This window comes from Pseudomonas asgharzadehiana (genome assembly GCF_019139815.1).
GTDB classification, from domain to species: domain Bacteria; phylum Pseudomonadota; class Gammaproteobacteria; order Pseudomonadales; family Pseudomonadaceae; genus Aquipseudomonas; species Aquipseudomonas asgharzadehiana.
Genome location: NZ_CP077079.1, coordinates 666,928 through 693,067 on the forward strand (window position 1 = coordinate 666,928; position 26,140 = coordinate 693,067).

Annotated in this window: 21 protein-coding genes; 11 read left to right on the forward strand and 10 right to left on the reverse strand. The window is 62.0% G+C overall.

What is annotated here, in order from left to right:
• Window positions 1–85: 85 nt before the first annotated feature.
• A complete protein-coding gene (locus KSS96_RS02985) occupies window positions 86–2,545 on the reverse strand; it encodes a penicillin-binding protein 1A (RefSeq protein ID WP_438811441.1) in 2,460 nt (819 codons plus the stop codon).
• A 220-nt stretch (window positions 2,546–2,765) separates the two neighbouring features.
• On the opposite strand from KSS96_RS02985, the gene pilM reads away from it, so the two are divergent.
• The 10 genes from pilM to hemE all read left to right on the forward strand — a co-directional run bounded on the left by pilM (window position 2,766) and on the right by hemE (window position 17,211).
• On the forward strand, window positions 2,766–3,419 hold the full coding sequence (gene pilM / locus KSS96_RS02990; RefSeq protein ID WP_017526525.1) for a type IV pilus biogenesis protein PilM: 654 nt from the start codon (window positions 2,766–2,768) through the stop codon (window positions 3,417–3,419).
• Window positions 3,416–3,970 carry a PilN domain-containing protein gene (locus KSS96_RS02995; RefSeq protein WP_217855714.1) on the forward strand — a complete coding sequence of 185 codons (555 nt, stop codon included), beginning with the start codon at window positions 3,416–3,418 and terminating at the stop codon, window positions 3,968–3,970. Before pilM ends, KSS96_RS02995 begins: the two co-directional genes overlap by 4 nt.
• Complete coding sequence (locus KSS96_RS03000) at window positions 3,967–4,938, forward strand: pilus assembly protein PilP (protein ID WP_217855716.1); 972 nt, start codon at window positions 3,967–3,969, stop codon at window positions 4,936–4,938. The genes KSS96_RS02995 and KSS96_RS03000 overlap by 4 nt, the downstream gene beginning before the upstream one ends.
• Window positions 4,939–5,007: 69 nt before the next feature.
• A complete protein-coding gene (locus KSS96_RS03005) occupies window positions 5,008–6,336 on the forward strand; it encodes a type IV pilus secretin PilQ (RefSeq protein ID WP_017526523.1) in 1,329 nt (442 codons plus the stop codon).
• A gap of 4 nt (window positions 6,337–6,340) precedes the next feature.
• Complete coding sequence (aroK, locus tag KSS96_RS03010) at window positions 6,341–6,859, forward strand: shikimate kinase AroK (RefSeq protein WP_003171222.1); 519 nt, start codon at window positions 6,341–6,343, stop codon at window positions 6,857–6,859.
• Between the two features lie 115 nt (window positions 6,860–6,974).
• A complete protein-coding gene (gene aroB / locus KSS96_RS03015) occupies window positions 6,975–8,075 on the forward strand; it encodes a 3-dehydroquinate synthase (protein WP_017526522.1) in 1,101 nt (366 codons plus the stop codon).
• A 10-nt stretch (window positions 8,076–8,085) separates the two neighbouring features.
• Entirely contained in the window at window positions 8,086–9,642 is a 1,557-nt protein-coding gene (locus KSS96_RS03020; protein WP_017526521.1) for an SPOR domain-containing protein, read from the forward strand.
• A 348-nt stretch (window positions 9,643–9,990) separates the two neighbouring features.
• Window positions 9,991–14,436 carry a glutamate synthase large subunit gene (gltB, locus tag KSS96_RS03025; protein ID WP_017526520.1) on the forward strand — a complete coding sequence of 1,482 codons (4,446 nt, stop codon included), beginning with the start codon at window positions 9,991–9,993 and terminating at the stop codon, window positions 14,434–14,436.
• Between the two features lie 32 nt (window positions 14,437–14,468).
• On the forward strand, window positions 14,469–15,887 hold the full coding sequence (locus KSS96_RS03030; protein WP_010213750.1) for an FAD-dependent oxidoreductase: 1,419 nt from the start codon (window positions 14,469–14,471) through the stop codon (window positions 15,885–15,887).
• Window positions 15,888–16,143: 256 nt separating this feature from the next.
• Window positions 16,144–17,211, forward strand: a complete 1,068-nt coding sequence (gene hemE / locus KSS96_RS03035) for a uroporphyrinogen decarboxylase (RefSeq protein ID WP_017526519.1) — start codon at window positions 16,144–16,146, stop codon at window positions 17,209–17,211.
• A gap of 58 nt (window positions 17,212–17,269) precedes the next feature.
• On the opposite strand, the gene KSS96_RS03040 is transcribed toward hemE, so the two are convergent.
• Window positions 17,270–18,538 carry an MFS transporter gene (locus KSS96_RS03040; RefSeq protein WP_065879485.1) on the reverse strand — a complete coding sequence of 423 codons (1,269 nt, stop codon included), beginning with the start codon at window positions 18,536–18,538 and terminating at the stop codon, window positions 17,270–17,272.
• A 124-nt stretch (window positions 18,539–18,662) separates the two neighbouring features.
• Here KSS96_RS03040 and KSS96_RS03045 point away from each other — a divergent pair, with 124 nt between their 5' ends.
• Window positions 18,663–19,556 carry a LysR family transcriptional regulator gene (locus tag KSS96_RS03045; protein ID WP_017526517.1) on the forward strand — a complete coding sequence of 298 codons (894 nt, stop codon included), beginning with the start codon at window positions 18,663–18,665 and terminating at the stop codon, window positions 19,554–19,556.
• Window positions 19,557–19,623: 67 nt separating this feature from the next.
• On the opposite strand, the gene KSS96_RS03050 is transcribed toward KSS96_RS03045, so the two are convergent.
• Genes KSS96_RS03050 through KSS96_RS03085 form a run of 8 tightly spaced genes read right to left on the reverse strand, consistent with a single transcriptional unit; the run spans window position 19,624 to window position 26,123 of the window.
• Window positions 19,624–20,067 carry a hypothetical protein gene (locus KSS96_RS03050; protein WP_065879484.1) on the reverse strand — a complete coding sequence of 148 codons (444 nt, stop codon included), beginning with the start codon at window positions 20,065–20,067 and terminating at the stop codon, window positions 19,624–19,626.
• A 26-nt stretch (window positions 20,068–20,093) separates the two neighbouring features.
• Window positions 20,094–21,320 carry a beta-ketoacyl-ACP synthase gene (locus KSS96_RS03055; protein WP_017526515.1) on the reverse strand — a complete coding sequence of 409 codons (1,227 nt, stop codon included), beginning with the start codon at window positions 21,318–21,320 and terminating at the stop codon, window positions 20,094–20,096.
• On the reverse strand, window positions 21,320–22,048 hold the full coding sequence (fabG, locus tag KSS96_RS03060) for a 3-oxoacyl-ACP reductase FabG (protein WP_017526514.1): 729 nt from the start codon (window positions 22,046–22,048) through the stop codon (window positions 21,320–21,322). Before fabG ends, KSS96_RS03055 begins: the two co-directional genes overlap by 1 nt.
• Window positions 22,045–22,506 carry a hotdog family protein gene (locus KSS96_RS03065; protein ID WP_017526513.1) on the reverse strand — a complete coding sequence of 154 codons (462 nt, stop codon included), beginning with the start codon at window positions 22,504–22,506 and terminating at the stop codon, window positions 22,045–22,047. The genes fabG and KSS96_RS03065 overlap by 4 nt, the downstream gene beginning before the upstream one ends.
• The gene (locus KSS96_RS03070) at window positions 22,503–23,669 is read right to left on the reverse strand and encodes a beta-ketoacyl-[acyl-carrier-protein] synthase family protein (protein WP_017526512.1); all 1,167 of its coding nucleotides are present in this window, start codon (window positions 23,667–23,669) and stop codon (window positions 22,503–22,505) included. Before KSS96_RS03070 ends, KSS96_RS03065 begins: the two co-directional genes overlap by 4 nt.
• Window positions 23,666–24,148 (reverse strand): hypothetical protein, encoded by a 483-nt coding sequence (locus KSS96_RS03075; protein WP_017526511.1) that lies wholly within the window; start codon window positions 24,146–24,148, stop codon window positions 23,666–23,668. The genes KSS96_RS03070 and KSS96_RS03075 overlap by 4 nt, the downstream gene beginning before the upstream one ends.
• Window positions 24,145–24,879: a class I SAM-dependent methyltransferase gene (locus KSS96_RS03080; protein WP_217855718.1), complete on the reverse strand. Its 735-nt coding sequence runs from the start codon at window positions 24,877–24,879 to the stop codon at window positions 24,145–24,147. Before KSS96_RS03080 ends, KSS96_RS03075 begins: the two co-directional genes overlap by 4 nt.
• Window positions 24,876–26,123, reverse strand: a complete 1,248-nt coding sequence (locus tag KSS96_RS03085; protein WP_017526509.1) for an NAD(P)/FAD-dependent oxidoreductase — start codon at window positions 26,121–26,123, stop codon at window positions 24,876–24,878. Before KSS96_RS03085 ends, KSS96_RS03080 begins: the two co-directional genes overlap by 4 nt.
• Window positions 26,124–26,140: the final 17 nt, after the last annotated feature.

The window sequence follows — 26,140 nt, forward strand, 5'->3', positions numbered from 1 at the left end:
TTTTAATTGAGCCTTGTGAAGATCTAAATGTGGGAGGGGGCAAGCCCCCTCCCACGTTTGGATCTCTATTGGCTTGAAGTAGCGATTAGAACAGATCGATCGGCGCCGCTTCATCCGCCGGCAGCGGGCTGCCCGGTACCACGCCATTGCCCAGCTCGTTGATCGACGGCGGCGTGTCTTCGCTCTTGAACAGCTCGAAGTAAGCATTCGGCGTGCTTGGCGAGGCTGCACGACCACTCACTGGGTCGATCCGCAGGCTGAGGATGCCTTCCGGCTCCGGCTGGGTATGCAGCGGCTTGTCCTTCAGGGCCGCGCCCATGTAACTCATCCAGATCGGCAGTGCGACGGTGCCACCGAACTCACGGCGGCCGAGGCTTTCCGGTTGGTCGTAGCCGGTCCACACGGTGGTCACGTAGTCCGCGTTATAACCGGAGAACCAGGCATCCTTGGACTCGTTGGTGGTACCGGTCTTGCCCGCGATATCCGCGCGGCCCAGGGCCAGGGCGCGACGGCCGGTGCCTTTCTTGATCACGTCTTCGAGGATGCTGTTGAGGATATAAGTGGTACGGCCATCCACAATGCGCTCGGCAACGGCCGGTGTCTGCGGTTCCGTCGGGGCGGCCGTCGTGGACGGCGCGGCGCCTGGAGTCGGCTCAATGGTAATGCCACCGTTGCTTGGCGCTGCCAGGCCATCGGTGGCCGCCACGCCGTTGACCACATCGCCCGGCACCCGTGGCGGGTTGGCGGTGAACAGGGTGTCTCCGTTGCGGCTTTCGATCTTGTCGATCAGGTACGGCGTGATCTTGTAGCCGCCGTTGGCGAAGGTGCTCCAGCCGGTGGCGATTTCCATTGGCGTGAGCGTCGCGGTGCCGAGGGCCAGGGACAGGTTCGGTGGCAGGTCCGACTTGGCGAAGCCAAAGCGCGTGATGTAGTCGATGGTCTTGCCTACGCCCATCGCTTGCAGCAGGCGGATCGAGACCAGGTTGCGCGACTTATACAGGGCCTCGCGGATGCGGATCGGGCCAAGGAAGGTATTGGTGTCGTTCTTCGGGCGCCAGACCTTGTCCAGGTACTCGTCGACAAACACGATAGGTGCATCGTTGACCAGGCTGGCGGCGGTGTAGCCGTTATCCAATGCAGCACTGTAAATGAACGGTTTGAAACTCGAACCCGGTTGGCGCTTGGCCTGGGTGGCGCGGTTGTAGTTGCTCTGCTCGAACGCAAAGCCGCCCACCAGGGCACGGATCGCACCGTTCTGCGGGTCCAGCGATACCAGCGCGCTCTGGGCCAGCGGCACCTGGCTGAATTTGAGGCTGTCGTCTTTCTGGCGTTGTACGCGGATCAGGTCACCCACTTGAGCGACGTCCGATGGCTGCTTGGGCATCGGGCCCATGCTGTTGGTATTCAGGAAGGGGCGCGCCCACTTCATGCTGTCCCACGCCACATGGGCTTCGCCGGCGCGGGTCAGCACCTGCAGGCCGTCTTTCTTTACCTGGGTAACGATCGCCGGCTCCAGGCCGCTGATTGCGCGTTGCTTGCCCAGTTCGGTGGTCCAGGCGCTCAGAGTCTTGCCCGGCAGGCGCGACTCAGGGCCACGGTAGCCATGGCGCTGGTCGTAAGTGATCAGGCCGGAATGCACCGAATCATTGGCAATTTCCTGCAGGTTGCTCGGAACGGTCGTGGTCACGCGGAAGCCTTCGGTGTAGGCCTCGCTGCCATAACGGCCGACCATTTCGGCACGGGCCATTTCGGCGATGTACGGTGCATTCACTTCCGGCGTCGGGACGTGATAGCTGGCGTTCAGCGGTTCGGCGACCGCGCTTTCATAGGCGGCCTGGTCGATCTTGCCCAGCTTGTACATGCGCCCCAGGATCCAGTCGCGACGCTCTTTACTGCGCGCCGGGTTGGCCAGGGGGTTGAAACGCGAAGGGGCCTTGGGCAGGCCGGCAATCATCGCCATCTGCGCCAGGCTGGCGTCACGAATGGACTTGCCGTAGTACACCTGCGAAGCGGCTTCGATGCCGTAGGCGCGGTTACCCAGGTAAATCTTGTTGACGTACAGCTCAAGGATCTCGTCCTTGGTCAACTGGCGTTCGATCTGCAGGGCCAGCAGGATCTCGGTGGCTTTGCGCGAAAAACTGCGTTCGCTGGTGAGGAAGAAGTTCTTTGCCACCTGCATGGTGATGGTGCTGCCACCGGATTGAATGTGTCCGCTTTTTACCAACTGCGTGGCGGCGCGCACCAGGCTGCTCGGATCGACGCCGTAGTGATTGGCGAAATTGTCATCTTCGGCGGACAGCAGGGCGCTGATGAAATTGGGCGGAATGTCGGCAAAACGGATCGGTGTGCGGCGCATTTCGCCGAACTCCGCGATCAATTTTTCATCGCTGCTGTAGACCCGCAAAGGAATCTGCAACTGGATACTTCTAAGGGCCTCTACCGATGGCAAACCCGGACTAAGGTAGAGGTAAGCCCCGCTGAGCACGAGCAGCAGCCCGCAGACGATGGCGACAATGGAGTACCCGAAAAACTTCAGCAGACGAATCAAGGCTTTTGGATTTCCAGAGAAAAGAATGAGTTACGCGTCGGGGCATGCATGGCAAACGATGGATCAACCCGAGCTGCAGATAAAAAGCGGGGAAAAACGCTGGGCATTAAAGCATTTTCGCCTTGGGACGTCATTCGCGGCTCTTTAACAAGTCGACCGAATGCAGGGTGCACAACAGCAATCAAGCGGTATGACAGGTAAAGTTTTGGGGAGTTTTATGGGAAAGGGATTTTTCCGGCGCAAAGTGGATACCTTGCTGGGCGTCGATATCAGTGACACGGCTATCAGGTTGGTCGAGCTGGCGCGTTCAGGCAGCGGCTACAGTATCCGAGCCTATGCCACGCAGGGGCTGCCTGCCCAAGCTGTGGTGGATGGCTCGGTGTTGGACCTCGAAGGCGCAGGCCTTGCTCTGCGCACGGCGTTGTCGCGCATGCAGACCTCGGCCCGCGCAGCGGCAGTGGCGGTGACTGGGCCATCGGTCATCACGCGGGTGGTCGAGTTGGACGCCGGGCTCGGCGATGATGAGATGAGCTGGATGATCCAGATGGAGGCCGAGCAGTACATTCCGTATCCGCTGGACGACATGGCTATCGACTTTCAGGTCCAGGGCCCGTCAGCTCACCATCCTGCGCGGGTCGAGGTGCTGCTGGCGGCGTGCCTGAAGGCGCACGTGGAAGCCCGAGAAGCGGTTTTGGCACTGGCGGGGCTGGTGCCGGCGGTGATTGATGTTGAAGCGTTTGCATTGGCGCGCGCGAGCAGTCAGGATTTCGCCAGCTTCACGCCGGGCCATCGAGTCGATGGTGCACAATGGGCCGTGGATGCCCAAGGGATGGGAGTTGCTTGCGGGCTGGCCCTGAGGAGTTTCGCTTGAAGACACGAATCAACCTTTTGCCTTGGCGCCAGGCGCTGGCGGAGCGGCGGCGCAAATACTTCCTGGCGTTTCTGCTGGCGTTTGCCTGCATGGCGCTGGCGGCCGTGTGGCTGGCCGATCAGGTGATCGACCAGGCGATCGATCGGCAAGTGACGCGTAATAGCCACGTGGCTCAGGACGTGGCCCTTCAGGATTCCAGCATCAAGACCCTCGACGACCTGCGGGAGCAAAGCCAGCTATTGGCAAAGCGCATGAAGGTTGTGCAGGACCTGCACGATGCCCGCTCATCCAGCGCCCAGCTGTTGGACCAATTGGCGCGCGCGGTACCCGACGGCGTGCATCTGCATGAAGTGGTGGCCAAGGGCGATAAGGTGAGTATCAGTGGCAGTGCTGAGTCCAGCCAGGATATCGCTCAACTGATGCGCCGCCTGGAAGCATCCGAAGGCGGCCACGCGACGCGGTTGCAGCATGTGCGAACCGAAGGCACGCATGGCGCCAACGAATTTCAATTGATGGTGCGTCATGGAGAGTCCGCTGAGGCCCAGCCATGAGCCTGCCCAGGCTCGATTTCTACGCACTGACCCACAACGCCGCAAAATGGCCCCTACCTGGCAAGGTCTTGCTTGGCTGCGCGCTGGCGGGCTTGGTGCTGGCGGCGGCCGACCTTGTGCTCCTGAGCCCGTTGCGCGAGCGCTTGTCTCAGGTCCAGGCACAGGAAGAGGTCCTACGGCGCCAGCTCGCAGAAAAAACTGCCTTGGCCGCTGGCCTTGAGGCGAAGGCCCGGCAGTTCCAGCATGTGCAGAAGAACGCTGAGCAGCTTTTGCAGCAATTGCCAGGCGAGTCCGAAATGCCCGGCCTGCTGGAGGATATTGCTCGGTTGGCGCTGGCCAATGGGCTGGTGGTCGAGAGCGTCACGCCGTTGGATGAGCGCCCTCAAGCGTTCTATGTTGAACAGCCCGTGCAAGTCGGCGTTACCGGGAATTACCACGACCTGGCGACGTTCGTCAGTACCTTGGGTGGCCTTTCGCGAATGACGACGGTGCACGATGTTGCCCTGCAGCGGGATGGCGCGTTGTTGCGACTTGATCTGCTGGCCAGGACCTATTGGCTTGCACGGCCAGGCGCCACGCGGGGCAGGCCGGTCGCACAGGCGCCGTCCTTTGTCTATGACGCTGGCGCGCTGCGCGATCCGTTCCAGCCGCTGGCCATGCAAGTTGATCGTGTGCCGTTGAGGGCGGGCCTTGCGCCAGACCTCGCTCGATCACGAGGCTTGCTGGAAGGTTTTGCGGTGGATCAGTTCGAAATGGTCGGCACACTGTCCCGTGGAACGCAGACCTTCGCGTTGCTGCGTGCCGCCTCAACGGTGTATCGCCTGGCGGTCGGCGATTACCTGGGGCGGGATCATGGGCGGGTCACGGCCATCGATGAGCGCCATCTCGAATTGGTCGAATTGTTCCCCGATGAACAGGGCGCATGGCTGGAGCGCCCGCGAACCCTCGTGCTAAACGTCAATTCATAACGGAATAAAACAATGAAAAGGATGTTTTCGTCCTTCGGTGTGGCGCTATGGATAGCGTTCACGACACCGATGGTTGTTGCTGTGCCCAATCGTGTGGATCTGATCCAACTACCACCTCCGGTGAGCGCCGCGGTATTGGATGCCTATACCGGTGACAAACTCAATCTCAACTTCCAGAACATCGAGTTGCGCGCCGTCTTGCAGCAAATTGCCGATGTGGCGGGCCTCAACCTGGTGGCCAGCGACGACGTGCAAGGCTCGATTACGCTGCGACTCAAGGGCGTGCCTTGGGATCAGGCCCTGGACCTGGTGCTGCAAACCAAGGGGTTGGATAAACGGGTAAAAGCCGGCGTATTGCTGGTGGCGCCCGCTGAAGAGTTGGCTGCGCGCGAGTTGCTCACCTTGGAGTCACGCAAGCAAATGGCTGACCTGGCGCCACTGCGTCGTGAGTTGCTGCAGGTCAATTACGCCAAGGCGGCGGACCTGGCCAAGTTGTTTCAGTCGGTGAACGGGCTGGAAGGCACGACCGATGAGCGCGGCTCGGTGGCAGTGGATGATCGCACGAACAATATCATCGCTTACCAGACCCACGAGCGGCTTGAAGAGCTGCGGCGGATCGTGGCGCAGTTGGACATCCCGGTGCGTCAGGTGATGATCGAGGCGCGGATTGTCGAGGCGAATGTCGACTACGACAAAAGCCTGGGTGTGCGCTGGGGTGGGCGGCTCAATCGTGGTCATTGGAGTGCCGGCGGTATCAATAAACCCTTGGCCGAGGGGGCGGAGCCGCCGGAAAACCCACCCAGCTCGCCGTTTGTCGACATGGGGTCGCTCACCGCTGCTTCAGGCCTGGGTATTGCCTACATCACCGACAATTTGCTGCTCGACCTGGAACTGACGGCCATGGAGAAAACCGGCAACGGCGAGATTGTCTCGCAGCCCAAGGTGGTCACCTCCGACAAGGAGACCGCACGTATCCTGAAGGGCACCGAAATTCCCTATCAGGAATCCACCTCCCAGGGTGCAACCTCCGTGTCATTCAAGGAGGCCTCGCTGTCCCTGGAGGTTACGCCGCAAATCACCCCCGACGACCATGTGATCATGGTGGTCAAAGTCACCAAGGATGAGCCCGACTACCTGAACAAACTCAATGACGTACCGCCCATCAAGAAAAACGAGGTCAACGCCAAGGTGCTGGTCAAGGATGGCGAGACCATCGTTATTGGCGGAGTTTTCTCCAATACCCAGAGCAAAGTGGTAGATAAAGTGCCATTTTTGGGCGATGTGCCGTATCTTGGCCGCCTTTTCCGGCGCGATGTGCTGGCGGAGAAAAAATCCGAGCTGCTGGTATTCCTGACTCCGCGTATTATGAATAACCAGGCGATTGCTGTGAGTCGTTGATTCTGTGCGAAATTTGATTCTTGTAGGACCGATGGGGGCTGGAAAAAGCACCATCGGCCGTTTGCTTGCCAAAGAGCTGCGCCTGCCATTCAAAGACTCCGACAAGGAAATTGAATTGCGCACGGGTGCCAATATCCCGTGGATCTTCGATAAAGAAGGCGAACTGGGCTTTCGTGACCGCGAACAGGCGATGATCGCCGAGCTGTGCGGCTGCGATGGCGTGGTATTGGCTACCGGGGGTGGCGCGGTGATGCGCGATGAAAACCGTCGGGCGCTGCATGCCGGTGGTCGGGTGGTCTATTTGCATGCGTCGGTCGAGCAGCAGGTGGGCCGTACGGCACGCGATCGCAATCGCCCGTTGTTGCGCACGGCCAACCCGGAAAAAACCTTGCGCGACCTGCTGGCGTTGCGCGATCCGCTGTATCGGGAAATCGCCGATCTGGTGGTGGAAACCGATGAGCGGCCGCCTCGGATGGTGGTTCTCGACATCCTGGAGCGTCTGCAACGGCTGCCACCCCGTTAAAGCCAGGCCCGAAATGCGCTATTCTCGGCGGCGCGCTATGACCCCAAGGGGTGTGGCGTAGAGCCATCAGGCAGCGGACGTTGCCGGTCGTCAATCATCTCTAACGCGGGGACACATGCAGACACTTAAGGTCGATCTAGGCGAGCGCAGCTACCCGATCCATATTGGCGAAGGTCTGTTGGACCAGCCCGAATTGCTGGCGCCGCATATTGCCGGGCGGCAAGTGGCGATCATTTCCAATGAAACGGTTGCGCCGCTATATCTTGAGCGTTTGAGCCGCAGCCTGGCGGCGTACTCGGTGATCTCGGTGATTTTGCCTGACGGCGAAGCCCACAAGAATTGGGAAACCCTGCAACTGATTTTCGATGGCCTGCTGACCGCACGCCATGATCGGCGTACCACCGTGATCGCCCTGGGCGGCGGTGTGATCGGCGACATGGCCGGGTTTGCGGCGGCCTGCTACCAGCGTGGCGTGGACTTCATCCAAGTGCCGACCACCCTGCTGTCCCAGGTCGATTCGTCGGTGGGCGGCAAGACCGGCATCAACCACCCGCTGGGCAAGAATATGGTCGGCGCGTTCTACCAGCCGCAGGCTGTGCTGATTGATACCGCGACCCTCAACACCTTGCCGCCGCGCGAGCTGTCGGCGGGCCTTGCGGAAGTCATCAAGTATGGGTTGATCTGCGATGAGCCTTTCCTGGCCTGGCTCGAAGAACATGTGAATGCGCTGCGCAACCTCGATCAAGCGGCACTGACCGAGGCGATTTCCCGCTCCTGCGCCGCCAAGGCGCTGGTGGTGAATGCCGACGAGCGCGAGTCCGGTGTACGGGCCACCCTGAACCTGGGCCATACCTTCGGCCACGCGATCGAAACGCACATGGGCTATGGTGTGTGGTTGCATGGTGAGGCCGTGGCGGCTGGCACCGTGATGGCGTTGGAGATGTCGCAACGCCTGGGCTGGATCAGTGCCCAGGAGCGTGACCGTGGTATCCGCCTGTTCCAGCGTGCCGGTTTGCCGGTTATTCCGCCCGAAGAGATGAGCGAGGCGGACTTCCTCGAGCATATGGCGATAGACAAGAAAGTGATCGACGGTCGACTGCGACTGGTGCTGCTGCGCCATATGGGTGAAGCGGTGGTGACCGACGATTATCCGAAAGAGATTTTACAGGCCACGCTGGGAGCGGATTACCGCGCCCTGGCCCAGCTTAAAGGTTAATAAGATCGCGATGACTAGTTTGCATGCCGACGAGGCGTTCCTCGGCCATTACCACCTCAGCCATGACCCTTTTGCGCCACGGGTGCCTGGTTTCAAATTTTTCCCGGCCCAGCGCAAGCCGGTGCTGGGGCAGTTGCATCACCTCGCACGCTACAGCCAGTTGCTGTTGGTGGTGACGGGCCCGTTGGGCAGCGGCAAGACGCTGTTGCGCCAGGCCCTGGTGGCGAGCACCAATAAGCAATCGGTCCAAAGCCTGGTGGTGTCGGCCCGTGGTGCCGGGGATGCGGCGGGCGTGCTGCGCCAAGTGGCACAAGCCCTGGACGTGTCTACTGCCGAACCGAACGCGATCCTCAAGCAAGTGGTGCAGTTGGGTCTCACCGGCCAGGAAGTCTACCTGCTGGTGGATGACGCCGAGCAGCTCGATGAATCAGCCCTGGAAGCGCTGCTGGCGCTGGCGGCGGGTACGCCGGAAGGTCGCCCCCATGTGTTCCTGTTTGGTGAGTCGTCGCTCATCGCCGATCTGGAGCAGATCAGTGGCGATCAAGAGCTGTTCCACGTCATCGAATTACAGCCCTACGAAGAGGAAGAAACCCGCGAATACCTGGCTCAACGCCTCGAAGGCGCAGGGGCGGGTATCGAACTTTTCTCCGCTCAACAGATCTCTGATATTCACGAAAGCGCAGGCGGCTGGCCTGGCACCATCAACCAAGTTGCCCGCGATGCCATGATCGAAGCCATGATTGCCAGCCGCTCAGCGGTCAAGCGTCCAAAGATGGGGTTCACTATGCCTAAGAAGCACGTATTGGCGATTTCCGCTGTTGTCGTGGTCGCTGTTGCGGCCGCCTGGTTGATCCCAGGCCGCAGTAAGGCACCCACCACGGCCGGCGCCCCGGCTGAACAGGCGCAACTGCCACTGGGTAAACCCACGCCGAATGTCGAGTTCGCCAACTCCGGCCAGCCGACCAACCTGCCGATGGTCGGCCAGCCTGTAATGCGCGGCCCGCTCGCCGAAGAAGCCGGCGGTATCTCCGAAGGCGACGACGGCGTGCCTGTGGAAGGTTCCAGCGCTACCCCACCGACGGTGACCACCACCGCACCACCTGCGGGCGTGCCGGCGGGTCAGCCGGCCGCCAAGCCAGTGCCAACACCTGCGCCTACCGTTGCTACCGCCAAGCCCGCACCTGTGACCAAGCCTGTCGCGCCTGCTCCAGCCGCCAAGCCAGCGCCTGTGACCAAGCCGGCTGAAAAACCGGCCACCGTGGCCAAGGCCGGTGCGGCCGGCAGCAGTTGGTACGCCAGCCAGCCTACCGGGAATTTTGTGGTGCAGATCCTCGGCACCAGCTCCGAAGCCAATGCCCAGGCGTTCGTGAAGGAGCAGGGCGGCGAGTACCGTTATTTCAAGAAAGTGCTCAACGGCAAGCCTCTCTACGTGATCACCTACGGTAACTTCGCAAGCCGTGCCGCAGCTGATTCTGCGATCAAAACCTTGCCAGCGAAGGTTCAGGCTGGTAAACCTTGGCCTCGCACTGTTGCCAGCGTTCAACAAGAACTGGCAACAACTCGCTGAAGATCCGGCGACCTTACCCAGGTCGCCCTCCCGGCACCTCAAAAAAACTACAACAGCGTGCAGCCCTGAAGGCCGCGCGCTTTGTGGTGTCTGCGCATGTAGCTTTTGAGTCGTAGCGGTCAGAATTAAAAAAGTTTTGACTAGCACAGCATATCGCTTTAAACCTTTCATAAATGCGACATAGATTTGCGACATTTCGTCGCTAAATTTGTGAGCGTCTGTGTCGGTGTGTACAATGACCTCCCTTTTGCCCCCGCTAAGCCGGCGTACGTTCGGCGTGGAAGGTAACCGGTTGAATTGAAAAGAAATTTGCCTCGGTAAAAGAGGCAGCCTGGTGAGAAAGTGTCTATGAAAGCAGGTCTGTACCAACCCGATGAATTCAAGGATAACTGCGGTTTCGGCCTGATAGCCCATATGCAGGGCGAGCCCAGTCATACCCTTTTGCAAACGGCCATCGAGGCCCTGACCTGCATGACCCACCGTGGTGGGATCAACGCCGACGGCAAGACCGGTGACGGTTGTGGCTTGCTGATTCAAAAGCCCGACCAGTTCCTGCGCGCTGTCGCCAAAGAGCATTTCGCGGTCGACCTGCCCAAGCAGTACGCCGTGGGCATGGTGTTTTTCAACCAGGACCCGGTCAAAGCCGAAGCCGCTCGCGAGAACATGAACCGCGAAATCGTCGCAGCCGGCCTGCAACTCGTCGGCTGGCGCAAAGTGCCGATCGACACCAGCGTGCTCGGCCGCCTGGCCTTGGAGCGCCTGCCGCAGATCGAACAGGTGTTCATCGCAGGCGACGGCCTGAGCGACCAGGACATGGCGATCAAGCTGTTTACATCGCGCCGTCGCTCGTCCGTGGCCAACGCCGCGGACACCGACCACTACATCTGCAGCTTTTCCCACAAGACCATCATTTATAAAGGCCTGATGATGCCGGCGGACCTCACCGCCTTCTATCCGGACCTGAGCGATGAGCGCCTGCAAACCGCGATCTGCGTGTTCCACCAGCGCTTCTCCACCAACACCCTGCCGAAATGGCCGCTGGCCCAGCCATTCCGCTTCCTCGCCCACAACGGCGAGATCAATACCATTACCGGCAACCGCAACTGGGCCGTGGCCCGTCGCACCAAGTTCGCCAACGATCTGATGGACCTCGAAGAGCTCGGCCCGCTGGTCAATCGCGTGGGTTCGGACTCCTCCAGCATGGACAACATGCTCGAATTGATGGTCACCGGCGGCATCGACCTGTTCCGTGGCGTGCGCATGATCATTCCGCCCGCGTGGCAGAACGTCGAGACCATGGACCCGGACCTGCGTGCGTTCTATGAGTACAACTCGATGCACATGGAGCCGTGGGACGGCCCGGCCGGCGTGGTCATGACCGACGGTCGCTACGCGGTGTGCCTGCTCGACCGCAACGGTCTGCGCCCGGCGCGCTGGGTCACCACCACCAACGGTTTCATCACCCTCGCGTCGGAAATCGGCGTGTGGAACTACCAGCCCGAAGACGTGATCGCCAAAGGCCGTGTCGGCCCTGGGCAGATCCTGGCCGTGGACACCGAAACCGGGCAGATCCTCGACACCGACGCCATCGACAACCGCCTGAAGTCCCGTCACCCGTACAAGCAATGGCTGCGCAAGAACGCCCTGCGTATCCAGGCGACCATGGAAGACAACGACCACGGTTCGGCCTTCTATGACATCGACCAGCTCAAGCAGTACATGAAGATGTATCAGGTCACGTTCGAAGAGCGCGACCAAGTGCTGCGCCCGCTCGGTGAGCAAGGCTACGAGGCCGTCGGCTCCATGGGCGACGATACGCCGATGGCCGTGCTGTCCCAGCGCGTGCGCACGCCGTACGACTACTTCCGCCAGCAGTTCGCCCAGGTCACCAACCCACCGATCGACCCGCTGCGCGAAGCCATCGTGATGTCCCTGGAAGTGTGCCTCGGTGCCGAGCGCAATATCTTCCAGGAATCGCCTGAGCATGCCTCCCGCGTGATCCTCAGCTCGCCGGTCGTTTCCCCGGCCAAGTGGCGCTCGCTGATGACCCTGGATCGCCCGGGCTTCGACCGCCAGATCATCGACCTGAACTACGACGAGAGCCTCGGCCTTGAAGCCGCGGTGCGCAACGTCGCCGACCAGGCCGAAGAAGCTGTGCGCGCCGGCCGCACCCAGATCGTGTTGACCGACCGCCACATCGCGCCGGGCAAGCTGCCGATCCACGCCTCGCTCGCCACCGGCGCCGTGCACCATCGCCTGACCGAAAAAGGCCTGCGTTGCGACTCCAACATCCTCGTCGAGACCGCCACCGCTCGCGATCCGCACCACTTTGCGGTGCTGATCGGCTTCGGCGCTTCGGCGGTGTACCCGTTCCTCGCCTATGAAGTGCTGGGTGACCTGATCCGTACCGGTGAAGTACTGGGCGATCTCTACGAGGTGTTCAAGAACTACCGCAAGGGCATCACCAAGGGCCTGCTGAAGATTCTGTCGAAGATGGGCATCTCCACCGTCACGTCGTATCGCGGCGCTCAACTGTTCGAAGCCATCGGCCTGTCCGAAGAAGTCTGCGACCTGAGCTTCCGTGGCGTGCCAAGCCGTATCAAAGGCGCGCGTTTCGTCGACATCGAAGCCGAACAGAAAGCCCTGGCGGCCGAAGCCTGGAGCGCGCGCAAGCCGATCCAGCAAGGCGGCCTGCTCAAGTTCGTGCACGGTGGCGAATACCACGCGTACAACCCGGACGTGGTCAGCACCCTGCAAGCCGCCGTGCAGCAGGGCGACTACGCCAAGTTCAAGGAATACACCGCGCTGGTGGATAACCGCCCGGTGTCGATGATCCGCGACCTGTTCAAGGTGAAGACCTTGGACACACCGTTGGCCATCAGCGAAATCGAACCGCTGGAATCGATCCTCAAGCGCTTCGACTCCGCCGGTATTTCCCTGGGCGCCCTGTCGCCCGAGGCACACGAAGCCCTGGCCGAAGCCATGAACCGCCTGGGTGCGCGTTCCAACTCCGGCGAAGGCGGCGAAGACCCGGCGCGCTACGGCACCATCAAAAGCTCGAAAATCAAGCAGGTCGCCACCGGCCGTTTCGGTGTGACCCCGGAATACCTGGTCAACGCCGAAGTGCTGCAGATCAAGGTCGCCCAGGGCGCCAAGCCCGGTGAGGGCGGCCAGCTGCCTGGCGGCAAGGTCAACGGCCTGATCGCCAAGCTGCGTTATGCGGTGCCGGGCGTGACTCTGATTTCGCCACCGCCGCACCACGATATCTATTCGATTGAAGACTTGTCGCAGCTGATTTTCGACCTCAAGCAAGTCAACCCGCAGGCCCTGGTCTCGGTGAAACTGGTGGCGGAAGCCGGCGTGGGCACCATCGCCGCCGGCGTGGCCAAGGCGTATGCCGACCTGATCACCATCTCCGGCTACGACGGCGGCACCGGCGCTTCGCCGCTGACCTCCATCAAATACGCCGGTGCGCCATGGGAACTCGGCCTGGCGGAAACCCACCAGACCCTGCGCGGCAACGACCTGCGCGGCAAGGTGCGGGTACAGACCGACGGCGGCCTGAAAACCGGCCTGGACGTGATCAAGGCCGCGATCCTCGGTGCCGAGAGCTTCGGCTTCGGCACTGCGCCCATGATCGCCCTGGGTTGCAAATACCTGCGCATCTGCCACTTGAACAACTGCGCCACCGGCGTGGCGACGCAGAACGAAAAACTGCGCAAGGATCACTACATCGGCACCGTCGACATGGTGGTGAATTTCTTCACCTACGTCGCCGAAGAAACCCGTGAGTGGCTGGCCAAGCTGGGCGTGCGTTCCCTCGAAGAGCTGATCGGTCGCACCGACCTGCTGGAGATCCTCCAGGGCCAGACCGCCAAGCAGCACCACCTGGACCTGACGCCGTTGTTGGGCAGTGATCACATCCCGGCCGACAAGCCACAGTTCTGCGGCGTGGAACGCAACCCGCCGTTCGACAAAGGCCTGCTGGCCGAGCAGATGGTCGCGATGGCCGGCTCCTCGATCAGCGACGCCAGCGGTGGCGAATTCGCCCTGGATATCTGCAACTGCGACCGTTCCATCGGTGCACGTGTCTCCGGCGAAATCGCGCGCAAGCACGGCAACCAGGGCATGGCCAAGGCGCCGATCACCTTCCGCTTCAAGGGCACTGCGGGCCAGAGCTTTGGCGTGTGGAACGCCGGCGGCCTGCACATGTACCTGGAAGGCGACGCCAACGACTACGTGGGCAAGGGCATGACCGGCGGCAAGCTGGTCATCGTTCCGCCCAAAGGCAGCGTGTACAAGACCCAGGACAGCGCCATCATCGGCAACACCTGCTTGTACGGCGCCACCGGTGGCAAGCTCTTCGCCGCAGGCACCGCCGGCGAGCGTTTCGCCGTGCGTAACTCCGGTGCCCACACCGTGGTGGAAGGCACCGGCGATCACTGCTGCGAGTACATGACCGGTGGCTTTGTCGCGGTACTGGGCAAAACCGGTTACAACTTCGGTTCGGGCATGACCGGCGGTTTCGCCTACGTGCTCGACCAGGACAACACCTTCGTCGACAAGGTCAACCACGAGTTGGTCGAGATCCAGCGCATCAGCGGCGAAGCCATGGAATCCTATCGCAACCACTTGCAGCACGTGCTGGATGAATACGTCGAGGAAACCGGCAGCGAATGGGGTCGTAACCTCGCCGAAAACCTCGATGATTACCTGCGTCGTTTCTGGCTGGTCAAGCCCAAGGCTGCCAACCTGAAATCGTTGCTTTCCAGCATCCGTGCCAACCCGCAGTGATATGCGCCTGAAGAGTTTGATGAGGTTTTAACATGGCTGAACGTCTGAATAACGACTTCCAGTTCATCGATGTCGGGCGCAAAGATCCGAAGAAGAAACTGTTGCGTCAACGCAAGAAAGAGTTCGTGGAAATCTACGAACCCTTCAAACCCCAGCACTCGGCCGACCAGGCCCACCGCTGCCTGGGGTGCGGTAACCCGTATTGCGAATGGAAGTGCCCGGTGCACAACTTCATTCCCAACTGGCTGAAGCTGGTGGCCGAGGGCAACATCCTCGCCGCCGCCGAGCTGTCGCACCAGACCAACACCCTGCCGGAAGTCTGCGGCCGGGTGTGCCCGCAGGACCGTCTGTGCGAGGGCGCGTGCACCCTCAACGACGGCTTCGGCGCGGTGACCATCGGTTCGGTGGAGAAGTACATCACCGACACAGCCTTCGCCATGGGCTGGCGCCCGGACATGTCCAAGGTCAAGCCGACCGGCAAGCGCGTGGCGATCATCGGCGCGGGCCCTGCCGGCCTGGGTTGTGCCGACGTACTGGTGCGTGGCGGCGTGACCCCGGTGGTGTTCGACAAGAACCCGGAAATCGGCGGCCTGCTGACCTTCGGTATCCCAGAGTTCAAGCTGGAAAAAACCGTGTTGAGCAACCGTCGTGAAGTGTTCACCGGCATGGGTATCGAGTTCCGCCTGAACACCGAGATCGGCAAAGACGTGACCATGGAGCAACTGCTCGAAGAATACGATGCGGTGTTCATGGGCATGGGCACCTACACCTACATGAAGGGCGGCTTTGCCGGTGAGGACCTGCCGGGCGTGTATGACGCGCTCGACTTCCTGATCGCCAACGTCAACCGCAACCTGGGCTTTGAAAAGTCGCCGGAAGATTTCGTCGACATGAAGGGCAAGAAGGTCGTGGTGCTGGGCGGTGGCGACACCGCGATGGACTGCAACCGCACCTCGATCCGCCAGGGCGCCAAGTCGGTGACCTGCGCGTATCGCCGTGACGAAGCCAACATGCCCGGCTCGCGCAAAGAGGTGAAGAACGCCAAGGAAGAAGGCGTGAAATTCCTCTACAACCGCCAGCCGATCGCGATTGTCGGTGAAGACCGTGTCGAAGGCGTGAAGGTGGTCGAGACCCGTCTCGGCGAACCGGACGCCCGTGGCCGCCGCAGCCCCGAGCCGATCCCGGGTTCCGAAGAGATCATCCCGGCCGACGCCGTGGTCATCGCCTTCGGTTTCCGCCCAAGCCCGGCGCCCTGGTTCGAGCAGTTCCAGATCCAGACCGACAGCCAGGGCCGCGTCGTCGCCCCGGAACAAGGCCAGTACAAGCACCAGACCAGCAACCCGAAGATTTTTGCGGGTGGCGATATGGTGCGCGGCTCTGACCTGGTAGTAACGGCGATCTTCGAAGGCCGCAACGCCGCCGAAGGCATCCTGGACTATCTTCAGGTCTGACCCATTTCACCTTTGAAATATGGCCAAAATGTGGGAGGGGGCTTGCCCCCCGGTAGCGGTGGTTCAGTTAAAGATACTCAGACTGACACACTGCAATCGGGGCAAGCCGAATCGTCGCACCGCCCCTCCCACATTTGATTTGCGCAGGTTCAAGATATTGTCGTAAATCAACCCGATAGACAAAAGGCACGGCTCACTCCGTGCCTTTTGCGTCGCGCTCTGAGAAAATGCCCGCACTTTTTTTGCGGATGCCGACATGACTGCCCTCAAGAACGACCGTTTCCTTCGTGCCCTGCTCAAGCAGCCCGTAGACGTCACTCCGGTGTGGATGATGCGTCAAGCCGGTCGCTACCTGCCGGAATACCGCGCCAGTCGCGCCCACGCCGGCGACTTCATGAGCTTGTGCATGAACCCGGAATTCGCCTGCGAAGTCACCCTGCAGCCGCTGGACCGCTACCCACAACTGGACGCGGCCATCCTGTTCTCCGACATCCTCACCATCCCCGACGCCATGGGCCAGGGCCTGTATTTTGAAACCGGCGAAGGCCCGCGTTTCAAGAAGGTCGTCAGCACCCTGGCCGATATCGAAGCCCTGCCGATCCCCGATCCGCACAAAGACCTCGGCTACGTGATGGACGCCGTAAGCACCATCCGCCGCGAACTGAACGGCCGCGTGCCGCTGATCGGTTTCTCCGGCAGCCCATGGACCCTGGCCACCTACATGGTCGAAGGCGGCTCGTCGAAAGACTTCCGCAAAACCAAGGCCATGCTCTACGACAACCCGCAGGCCATGCACCTGCTGCTGGATAAGCTGGCGCAGTCGGTGACCTCCTACCTCAACGGCCAGATCATGGCCGGCGCGCAAGCGGTGCAGATTTTCGACACCTGGGGCGGCAACCTGTCGGCGGCGGCATACCAGGAATTCTCCCTGGCCTACATGCGCAAGATCGTCGGCGGCCTGATCCGCGAACACGAAGGCCGCAAAGTGCCGGTAATCATGTTCACCAAAGGCGGCGGCCTATGGTTGGAGAGCATTGCAGACGCCGGTGCCGATGCCCTGGGCCTGGACTGGACCTGCGACCTCGGCGAAGCCCGCCGTCGCGTCGGCAACCAGGTTGCGCTGCAAGGCAACATGGACCCGACGGTGCTGTACGCCAAGCCGGAAGCGATCCGCGCCGAAGTCGGCCGCATCCTGGCCAGCTATGGCAAGGGCAGCGGGCATGTGTTCAACCTGGGTCATGGCATCACGCCGGAAGTGAACCCGGAGCACGCGGGCGCGTTCCTGCAGGCGGTGCATGAACTGTCCGCGCAATACCACGAATAAAACGCAAACCAAAATGTGGGAGGGGCACCGCCCCTCCCACATTAATAGCCAGAAACCTTCAGACATGCCCCAACGGCGGCAGCTTCGCCAACTTCAATGCCACCAGCAGCGCGCCGATCAACAACGCCACGATAAACGCGCCGATCCCGTTCCACCCGGCAAGGTGCCAGAAAAAACCGCCCGTGGTGCCCGCGACGCTGGAGCCGGCGTAATAGCTGAACAGGTACAGCGAGGACGCTTGCCCCTTGGCCTTGACCGCGCGGCGGCCGATCCAACTGCTGGCCACCGAGTGGGCGCCGAAGAAGCCGAAGGTGAAGACCAACATGCCCGGCACCACCAGCCACAATGGCGTGAAGAGGGTTAACGTCATTCCGCCGAGCATCAACACGATGGTGGCCCACAGCACGCGTCGGCGGCCGAGGCGGTCGGCCAGCGAGCCGATTTTCGCCGAGCTGTAGATACCCGAGAGGTACACCAACGACAGCAGGCCGACCACCGCCTGGCTCAGGTCGTAGGGATCGGCCAGCAGGCGATAGCCGATGTAGTTGAACATCGTCACGAAGGCACCCATCAACAGGAAGGCTTCCAGAAACAACCATGGCAGGCCGGCGTCCTTGAAGTGCATGACAAAGCCGTCAACCAGGCTGCGCGGCTTGAGGCTGCTGGCGCGGAAGTTGCGCGATTCGGGGAGGATCTTCCAGAACACCGTGGCCGCAATCAGCGCCAGGGCGCCGATGATCAGCATCGCGGTGTGCCAGCTGACGAAGTCGATCAATACGCCGATCATCAAGCGCCCGCTCATCCCGCCTATCGCATTGCCGCCGATGTAAAGGCCCATGGCCAGGCCAATGTGGTGTGGGTGGATCTCTTCGCTCAGGTAGGTCATGGCAACGGCGGCCAAGCCGCTCAACGATAGCCCGACCAGCGCACGCATCAGCAAGATCCCTTCCCAGGATGGCATCAGACCGCTGGCAATCGTGGCCAGCGCCGCGCAGAACAATGCAGCCACCATCACCGGTTTACGTCCCAGGGTGTCGGAAATCGGCCCGGTGATCAGTAGGCCCAGGGCAAGCATCGCGGTGGCGACCGACAGAATCAGACTGCTTTGCGCCGCATTGATGGAAAACTCGTGGGACAGCGCCGGCATCATCGGTTGCACGCAATACAGCAGGGCAAACGTGGCGAAACCGCCGCAGAACAGCGCCAGCACCGTACGCATGAACATCGGCGTGCCTTTTTCGATGTAGGCGTCGCTCGGTTGAGCCACCCCTTCATCCAGGGCGGTGGGCGGTACTTCGTGAGCGAGTGGCGCGACAGCAGATTTCACAGGGGCCTCGTTGAGCAATGGTCTGCCAGGGCAGGCAATGCAAAAAAGAATATAGCTGGCTAATGATTCTTTCCAATATATTGTTCGACCTGTTTGATAGCTTTTACGACCTAATGAGGTGGGCATGGAATTGCGTCATCTGCGGTACTTCATCGCCGTCGCCGAAGAGCTGCACTTTGGTCGAGCGGCGCAGGTGCTGGGCATCTCGCAACCGCCGCTGAGCCAGCAGATCCAGGCGCTGGAGCAGGAGGTGGGCGCACGGTTATTCGAGCGTACCAATCGTCGGGTCGAGCTGAGCGAGGCGGGGCGGCTGTTCCTGCACGAAGCGCGATTAGTGCTGGCGCAGGTGGACAAGGCGGCTGACGTGGCCCGGCGTGCGCAATTGGGCGAACTGGGGGAATTGAAGATCGGCTTCACGTCGTCGGCGCCGTTCAATTCCAGCATTCCCCAGGCGATCTTTGCGTTTCGCCAGGCCTTCCCGGCGGTACACCTGAACTTGCAGGAAATGAGCAGCACCGAAGTGGCCGAGTCGCTGCTGGATGAGTCGATCCAGGTGGGGCTGATGCGGCCGTTGCCGTTGGCGGACTCGTTGAGTGTTGTCGAGCTGATGCGTGAGCCGCTGGTCGCGGTATTGAACGCAGGCCACCCATTGGCGCAAGGCAGCGAGCGTGGCTTGCATCTGACGCAACTGGCTGACGAGCCATTTGTGTTTTTCCCACGCAGTTACGGTAGTGGCTTGTATGCCCAACTGCTCAGCCTGTGCCGCGACGCCGGCTTCAGCCCACACGTCGCCCAGGAAGCGGGAGAGGCGATGACCATCATCGGCCTGGTGGCCGCAGGGCTGGGAGTTTCGGTGTTGCCGGCGTCTTACCAGCGCATTCGCATTGATGGTGTGGTGTATCGCACCTTGCTCGACCCGGAGGCGGTGACGTCGGTGTGGCTGGTGCAGCGCAAGGGTGCGCAGACGCCCATGGCTGCGGCGTTTGTGGAGCTGCTGACGCGTAAGGCGCTGGTGTAGGCACTGGCAGGGAAGAGGGCGCCGAAAGGCGCCCTTTGTCGTTGCTGAAGAACAGAGCGCGTCGGTTCTACTTGGAGGTACCCGTCTGCTCGAACAACTGTGCCGCCGAGCCCGATTCATTCACGCCACCGTTGCGCAAGCCCGCCATGATGTCGCTGTCCAGGTTGTTCACCCAGCGGTTGTAGTTGCGGTGGATCTTGCCGTCCTTGTAGCCCAGCGCGCGGCTGTCGCGGTAGGTGATGGCGTAGCTGTTACGGGTGTAGCGGATGTCGATGGCTGCGTAATACTGGTTGCGCACGGTGATCTCGGCCTGCACCAGTTGCGGGCTCAGGCGTTGTACGGTCCATTCGCGTTTTTGCAGGGCGTTGACGATGACCTGCTTCATTTTTTCTTCGCTGACCTGGGTGTCGGCCTGCAGGTCGTGCTGGGTGTTGAGCACCGGTTTGCTGGTGCAGCCGGCAGTGGTCAGCAGGGCCAGGGTGATCAGGGTGGCGCGTAGCAAGGAAGACATTCCGTATTCTCCAATCGATTAAAAAGTCAGGACCAGCGGCGGAAGATCAGCGACGTGTTCACGCCGCCAAAGGCAAAGTTATTGTTCATCACGTAGTCGTGATGCATCTCGCGAAACTCACCTTGCAGGTAATCCAGCTCGCCGCATTGCGGGTCGACGGAGTCCAGGTTGAAGGTGTGCACGTACTGGTTGCTGTTCATCATCTCGATGCTGAACCACGACTCCAACGCCCCGCACGCCCCGAGGGTGTGGCCGAAGAAGCTTTTCTGCGAGCTGATGGGCATGCGCGGGCCGAACAGGCTGCTGGTGGCCTGGGTTTCGGCGATGTCGCCTTGATCGGTGGCGGTGCCGTGGCCGTTGACGTAGCCGATGGCGGACGGTGCCAGCCCGGCGTCTTCCAGGGCCAGCTCCATGGCGCGGCGCATGGTCTTCTGTTCCGGGCGAGTGGTGTGCTGGCCGTCGGCGTTGCTGCCGAAGCCGACGATCTCTGCGTGGATATGCGCACCGCGCGCCAGGGCGTGCTCCAACTCTTCAAGCACCAGCATGCCGCCGCCTTCGCCGATCACCAGGCCGTCGCGGCCGCTGTCGTATGGGCGTGGGCTGGTTTGCGGCGCGTCGTTTTTCAGGCTGGTGGCGTAAAGCGCGTCGAACACCATGGCTTCGGTGGGGCATAGCTCTTCGGCGCCGCCGGCGAGCATCAACGGCAGGCGGCCGAACTTGATCGCCTCGTAGGCATAGCCGATGCCCTGGCTGCCGCTGGTGCAGGCGCTGGAGGTGGGGATCAGGCGCCCGGTCAGGCCAAAAAAGATGCTGATATTCGCCGCGGTGGTGTGCGGCATCATGCGCACATAGGAGTTGGCGTTGAGCCCCTCGGCCACGGAGTTCAGCAGCATGTTGCCGAAGGCCTTGATCTCGTCGGTGCTGCCGGTGGACGAGCCGCAGGCCACACCCATGCGCCCGTCCTTGATCGACTCGTCACCGAGCAGGCCGGCGTCCTGCAGCGCCTGCTCCGCCGCCCACACCGCCAGGCGCGAGACGCGGCCCATGCTGCGCAATTGCTTGCGCGTCCAATGCGCCGGCACCACGAAATCATCAATCGGCCCGGCCAGGCGCGTGTTCAGTTCGGTGAACCGATCCCACTCGTCCATGCGCCGGATGCCGCTGCGGTTGGCGCGGAAGTTGGCCGAGATGGTGGCCCAGTCACCGCCCAGGGAGGTCATGCCGGCCATGCCGGTGACGACGACGCGTTTCATCAGCACAGGCCCCCATTCACGGCCAATACCTGGCGAGTGATATAGCCGGCTTCGGCCGACATCAGGAAATTCACCGCACCGGCGACTTCTTCCGGGGTGCCCATGCGCTGCGCCGGGATCATCTTCATCAGTTCTTCCACCGGTACGTTTTCATCCAGCATGGCGGTATCGATCAAGCCCGGTGCCACGCAGTTGACGGTGATCTTGCGCTTGCCCAGTTCGATGGCCAAGGCCTTGGCGGCGCCGATCAGGCCGGCCTTGGAGGCACTGTAGTTAACCTGGCCACGGTTACCGATCAGCCCCGAGACCGACGTAATACACACGATACGCCCGGCGGCGCGGCGCCGGATCATCGGCATCATCACCGGGTGCAGCACGTTGTAGAAGCCGTCCAGGTTGGTGCGCATCACGACGTCCCAATCGTCTTCGGACAAGGCCGGGAACGCGCCGTCGCGGGTCAGGCCGGCGTTGAGCACCACGCCATAGTAGGCGCCGTGTTGCTCCACATCGGCTTCAAGGATTGCCTTGCAGGCCGTACGGTCCGCTACGTCGAATTGCAGCACCCGCGCCCGGCGTCCCAGGGCCTCGATTTCGACCTGTACTGCGTCGGCTTCGGCACGGCCGCTGCGGCAATGCAGCACGATGTCATGCCCGGCCTGGGCCAGGCGCAGGGCGATGGCGCGGCCGATGCCACGGCTGGAGCCGGTGACCAGTACGGATTCAGTCATGGCGTTTCGTCCTTCGATTCAGCTAAATAGTTGGCCGCCTGGGGCGGTCGAAATACGTTCAAACGGGCGCTGGCCTGGATGCCGATTCCGGTAAGGTGGCATTCGAACACACCCATGCCGTTGTCGTCTTCCAGGGAGCGCAAACCGTGGATGGTCAACTCGGCGCCGGCAGGGAAGTGCGCCACGTTGCATTCAAACTTACGTGTGCCCAGCAGGAACCCCAGTTCCACCGCTTCGCCCTTTTGACGTGCGTGGCAACCGGCGTAGGCGGCGACACTTTGCGCCATCAACTCAACGCCGACCCACGCCGGCAGGCTGCCGTCGGCCTGGTTGAACAGGCCGCCAGGCTTGACGGTGGTGCGGGTGTGGATCTGCTCGTCATCGAACGACAGCACGTGGTCGATCAGAATCATGTCGCCGGCGTGAGGCAGCAGTTCGGCGAGTGGCCAGTGGGTCATGGGGCCTCTCCGATAATCAGGCTGATGTTGTTGCCGCCGAAGGCAAATGAATTGCTCATCAGGCAAGGTTTTTCCAGGGTGTCGCCGCGGCGCGCCCATTGCAAGGCAGGCAGCGCGGGGTCGGGCTGGCCGTCCCACACGTGGGGCGGCACGCGGCCGTGGGCCAGACTCAGCCAGCAGAAGGCAGCTTCCAATGCGCCGGCCGCGCCCAGGGTATGGCCGCTCATGGGTTTGGTCGATGAGCAGGCGACGCCATCGGGGAAGAGGCTGGCGACGGCCAGGCTTTCCATCGCGTCGTTGTGCTGGGTGGCGGTGCCATGCAGGTTCAGGTAGCCGATCTGCTCGGGCACAAGCCCTGCACTGGCCAGGGCCTTGCGCATTGCCTGCAATGCGCCTTTGCCGGTGGGCTCGGGCGCGGAAATATGGTGGGCGTCGCAGCTGGCGCCGCCGCCGAGCAGAGCGATGGGGCCCGGTGCCCGGGTCATCAGAAACAGCACCGCCGCTTCGCCGATATTGATGCCATCGCGGTTCGCCGAAAACGGGTTGCAACGTTCACTCGACACCGCTTCCAGCGCACTGAAGCCATTGAGGGTCAGCTTGCACAGGCTGTCCACGCCGCCGCAGATCACCGCATCGCATACGCCAAGGTCGAGCAGGCGTTGGGCACTCAGCAGCGCGCGGGCGCTGGAGGTGCAAGCGGTGGAAATCACATAGGCCGGGCCGCTCAATTGCAGCCAGTCGGCGAGGAAGTTCGCCGGCGCGCTGAGTTCCTGTTGCTGATAGTCGTAGTCGCCGGGGAATTGCCGATCGCGCAGGTACTCGGCGATGCCACGGCTGGCTTCGTCGATGCCCGAGGTGCTGGTGCCCAGCACGATGCCGACCCGCGAGGCGCCGTAGGTGTGGATCGCCTGGCGAATCGGCTGTTCGACCTGCAACGCCGCCTCCAGCAGCAACTGGTTATTGCGGCTGCTCTGTTGGCCGAGCTCCAGCGGGATGGCCGCCAACTCGCCCTGCACGCCCGCCACTGGCAACACGCGTTCCGGCACCCAGCCACTTTCGGCGCGCATGCCGGAGCAATCGCCGGCAAACAGGCTGCGGCTCACTTCGGCCTGGCCCCGGCCGAGGGCGCAAATCACCCCAAGGGCATTCAGGTAAGCGCTCATCGCGCGGCACCCAGCGGTGTGATGCGGTAGCTCAACGGCTGGCCGGTCATGTTCACGCTGAACACTTCGGACGACTGATACACGATCTGCCAATGGCCCGGCAGCGTACGCGTGAGGTCCATCGCCTGGGCGTCGGGGTAGAGCGCGCGCAGGTCATCCGCCGAGGTCAGGGCAAACAGCAGCGCGGCAAACAATTCGCGCGCCTGGGGGTTGGGCGGCAGCAGGCCGTCGGCCTGCCACTGCCCATTGAGCAGTTTTTGCCGGGCCTGGGGGATGCCCAGCGGGTCCATCATTGACCAGCGGATCGCGCCGTCCTCACGTTGGATCACCAGCAGCCAGTCTTGGCTCTGGCCCTCGGCCAGGCGCTGCACATGCAGTTGCATCGGCAGCGCCAAGGCCGGGGTTTTTTCCGGCAACGGCGGTTGGCCGGCGCAGGCGCTCAGCAGCAACAGGCAAGCGATCAGCAGGCTGCGCATCATGGCGTGGCGCTCGCCAGGGGTTTGCGTGCCACGCAGTTGACCAGGGTTTCTTCCCGCTGGCCCACCGGCGGCGGGTTACGCAGGCCCCAGCGCTCCAGCAGGCCGAAATCGGTGGAGCGGCTCCACCACAAATACGGGTACGAGACGTTCTGCGGGCCAAATTCAAAGCCCTGCTCGCGAAGCATCCCCAAGTACTCTTCGGCGCTTTTCTGCATATGCATGGGGTGGCGGAACAGCCAGCGGATCACCCAGGTGTCGATATAGGCCTCGGTGGATTCGGCGAACAGCAGATAGCCGCCCGGCTTGAGTACCCGATAAAACTCTTGCAGGGCGCGATGCTGTTCAACCAGATGATGGAAAGTCTGGTGGCAGAACAGGATGTCGACGCTGGCATCCGGCACGTTGAGCGTCGCGCAATCGCTGCCGATCAGCTCCACTTCCAGGCCCTGGCGTGCGGCTTCGGCCTTGCTCAGTGCCAGGCTGTGAGGGTCGGCATCCAGGCCGATCAGGCGCTGGGGGGCGAACACCTGCTGCAAATACTGAAACGACTTGCCCTGGCCGCAACCGGCGTCCAACAGCACCGGCGCTGCCGGCAGCGGCTCGGTGAACAAGCTGCGCAGGTCATTGATCGCCACGCGCAGCACATGGTGCTGCCAGGTGTGGCTGCGCAGGAACCAGAAGCCGAATCGGGTTTCTTCGACGTAGTTTTTACTCAAATATTGAGCGCTCATACCGGTTCACTCGCACAGATTTCCGACAACATCCGCAACCGTCGCTTGGGTTCGCTGACAAACGGGTTGCGTTCGTCCCACGCATAACCGGCGAGGATCGAGCTGATCATGCGGCGAATATCCGGCGAACTGTCCGGGTGGAAGATCACGTCCTGGAACGTGCCCGCATACCAGCCTTCGACGTAGCAACGGAAGGTGTCGACGCCGCGCTTCAAGGGGGCGGCGAACTCGGTTTGCCAGTCCACGGTCTGGCCTTTGAGCTGACGGTCCAGCAGGCCGGCCGCCATGCTCGCCGAGCGCATGGCGATGGTCACGCCGGATGAAAATACCGGGTCGAGGAACTCCGCAGCATTGCCCAACAAGGCAAAGCCTGGGCCGTGCAACGCTTTGACATTGGCCGAGTAGCCGCCGATGGTGCGCGCCGGCGTATCCCACACGGCGTTGTGCAGCACGCCGGACAGGCTTGGGGTTTCGTCGATAAAACCACGCAGGCAAGCGTCAAGGTCGGCGTCGCGGCCGTCGAAATGTTCCTTGGCCGCCACCACGCCCACCGAGCAGCGGCCGTTGCTGAAGGGGATGGTCCAGAACCAGATATCGCGTTGGGTCGGGTGGGTGGTGATCAGGATCTTGGTGCGGTCGAAACCGGGGTGTTCGATGCGGTCTTCGACATGGGTGAACACCGCCTGGCGTACCGGGAAGTTCGACGGCGCCTCCAGGTCCAGCAAGCGCGGCAGCACGCGGCCATAACCGCTGGCGTCGAGCACGAACTTGGCTTTGAGGTGGTACTCGCTGCCGTTCTCGCGACGCACGTGCAGGTAACGGGTTTCGCCCTTGAAATCCACGCCGACGATGGTTTCGCCGTAGCGGATCTCCACGCCCTGCTGTGCGGCCTGGTCGGCCAGCAACTTGTCGAATTCGCCGCGCTGCACCTGGAAGGTGGTCGGCTTGCCGTTGCTGAAGGTGTCGCTGAAGTCAAAGGCGCTGTAGCGCTCGCCCCAGGCGAACGCGGCGCCGGTTTTCACTTGGAAACCGGCGGCCTGCACGGCATCAAGCATGCCGGCTTCTTCAATAAAGTCGATGCAGTGGGACAGCAGGCTTTCGCCGATCGAGAACCGCGGGAAATGCTGGCGCTCGATGATCAATACGTCATGCCCTTTGCGTTTCAGCAGCGCGGCGGCGATGGCTCCGGACGGGCCGGCGCCGATCACCACCACTTGGCGACGTTCCATTTCAACTATGGGCACGAGGGCTCCTTGCCACA

Coding starts and splice junctions, on each gene's coding strand:
- pilM (WP_017526525.1), top strand. CDS start 2,766: ATGGGAAAGGGATTTTTCCGGCGCAAAGTGGATACCTTGCTGGGCGTC.
- KSS96_RS03000 (WP_217855716.1), top strand. CDS start 3,967: ATGAGCCTGCCCAGGCTCGATTTCTACGCACTGACCCACAACGCCGCA.
- KSS96_RS03005 (WP_017526523.1), top strand. CDS start 5,008: ATGGTTGTTGCTGTGCCCAATCGTGTGGATCTGATCCAACTACCACCT.
- aroB (WP_017526522.1), top strand. CDS start 6,975: ATGCAGACACTTAAGGTCGATCTAGGCGAGCGCAGCTACCCGATCCAT.
- KSS96_RS03020 (WP_017526521.1), top strand. CDS start 8,086: ATGACTAGTTTGCATGCCGACGAGGCGTTCCTCGGCCATTACCACCTC.
- gltB (WP_017526520.1), top strand. CDS start 9,991: ATGAAAGCAGGTCTGTACCAACCCGATGAATTCAAGGATAACTGCGGT.
- KSS96_RS03030 (WP_010213750.1), top strand. CDS start 14,469: ATGGCTGAACGTCTGAATAACGACTTCCAGTTCATCGATGTCGGGCGC.
- hemE (WP_017526519.1), top strand. CDS start 16,144: ATGACTGCCCTCAAGAACGACCGTTTCCTTCGTGCCCTGCTCAAGCAG.
- KSS96_RS03045 (WP_017526517.1), top strand. CDS start 18,663: ATGGAATTGCGTCATCTGCGGTACTTCATCGCCGTCGCCGAAGAGCTG.
- KSS96_RS03050 (WP_065879484.1), bottom strand. CDS start 20,067: ATGTCTTCCTTGCTACGCGCCACCCTGATCACCCTGGCCCTGCTGACC.
- KSS96_RS03055 (WP_017526515.1), bottom strand. CDS start 21,320: ATGAAACGCGTCGTCGTCACCGGCATGGCCGGCATGACCTCCCTGGGC.
- fabG (WP_017526514.1), bottom strand. CDS start 22,048: ATGACTGAATCCGTACTGGTCACCGGCTCCAGCCGTGGCATCGGCCGC.
- KSS96_RS03065 (WP_017526513.1), bottom strand. CDS start 22,506: ATGACCCACTGGCCACTCGCCGAACTGCTGCCTCACGCCGGCGACATG.
- KSS96_RS03070 (WP_017526512.1), bottom strand. CDS start 23,669: ATGAGCGCTTACCTGAATGCCCTTGGGGTGATTTGCGCCCTCGGCCGG.
- KSS96_RS03075 (WP_017526511.1), bottom strand. CDS start 24,148: ATGATGCGCAGCCTGCTGATCGCTTGCCTGTTGCTGCTGAGCGCCTGC.
- KSS96_RS03080 (WP_217855718.1), bottom strand. CDS start 24,879: ATGAGCGCTCAATATTTGAGTAAAAACTACGTCGAAGAAACCCGATTC.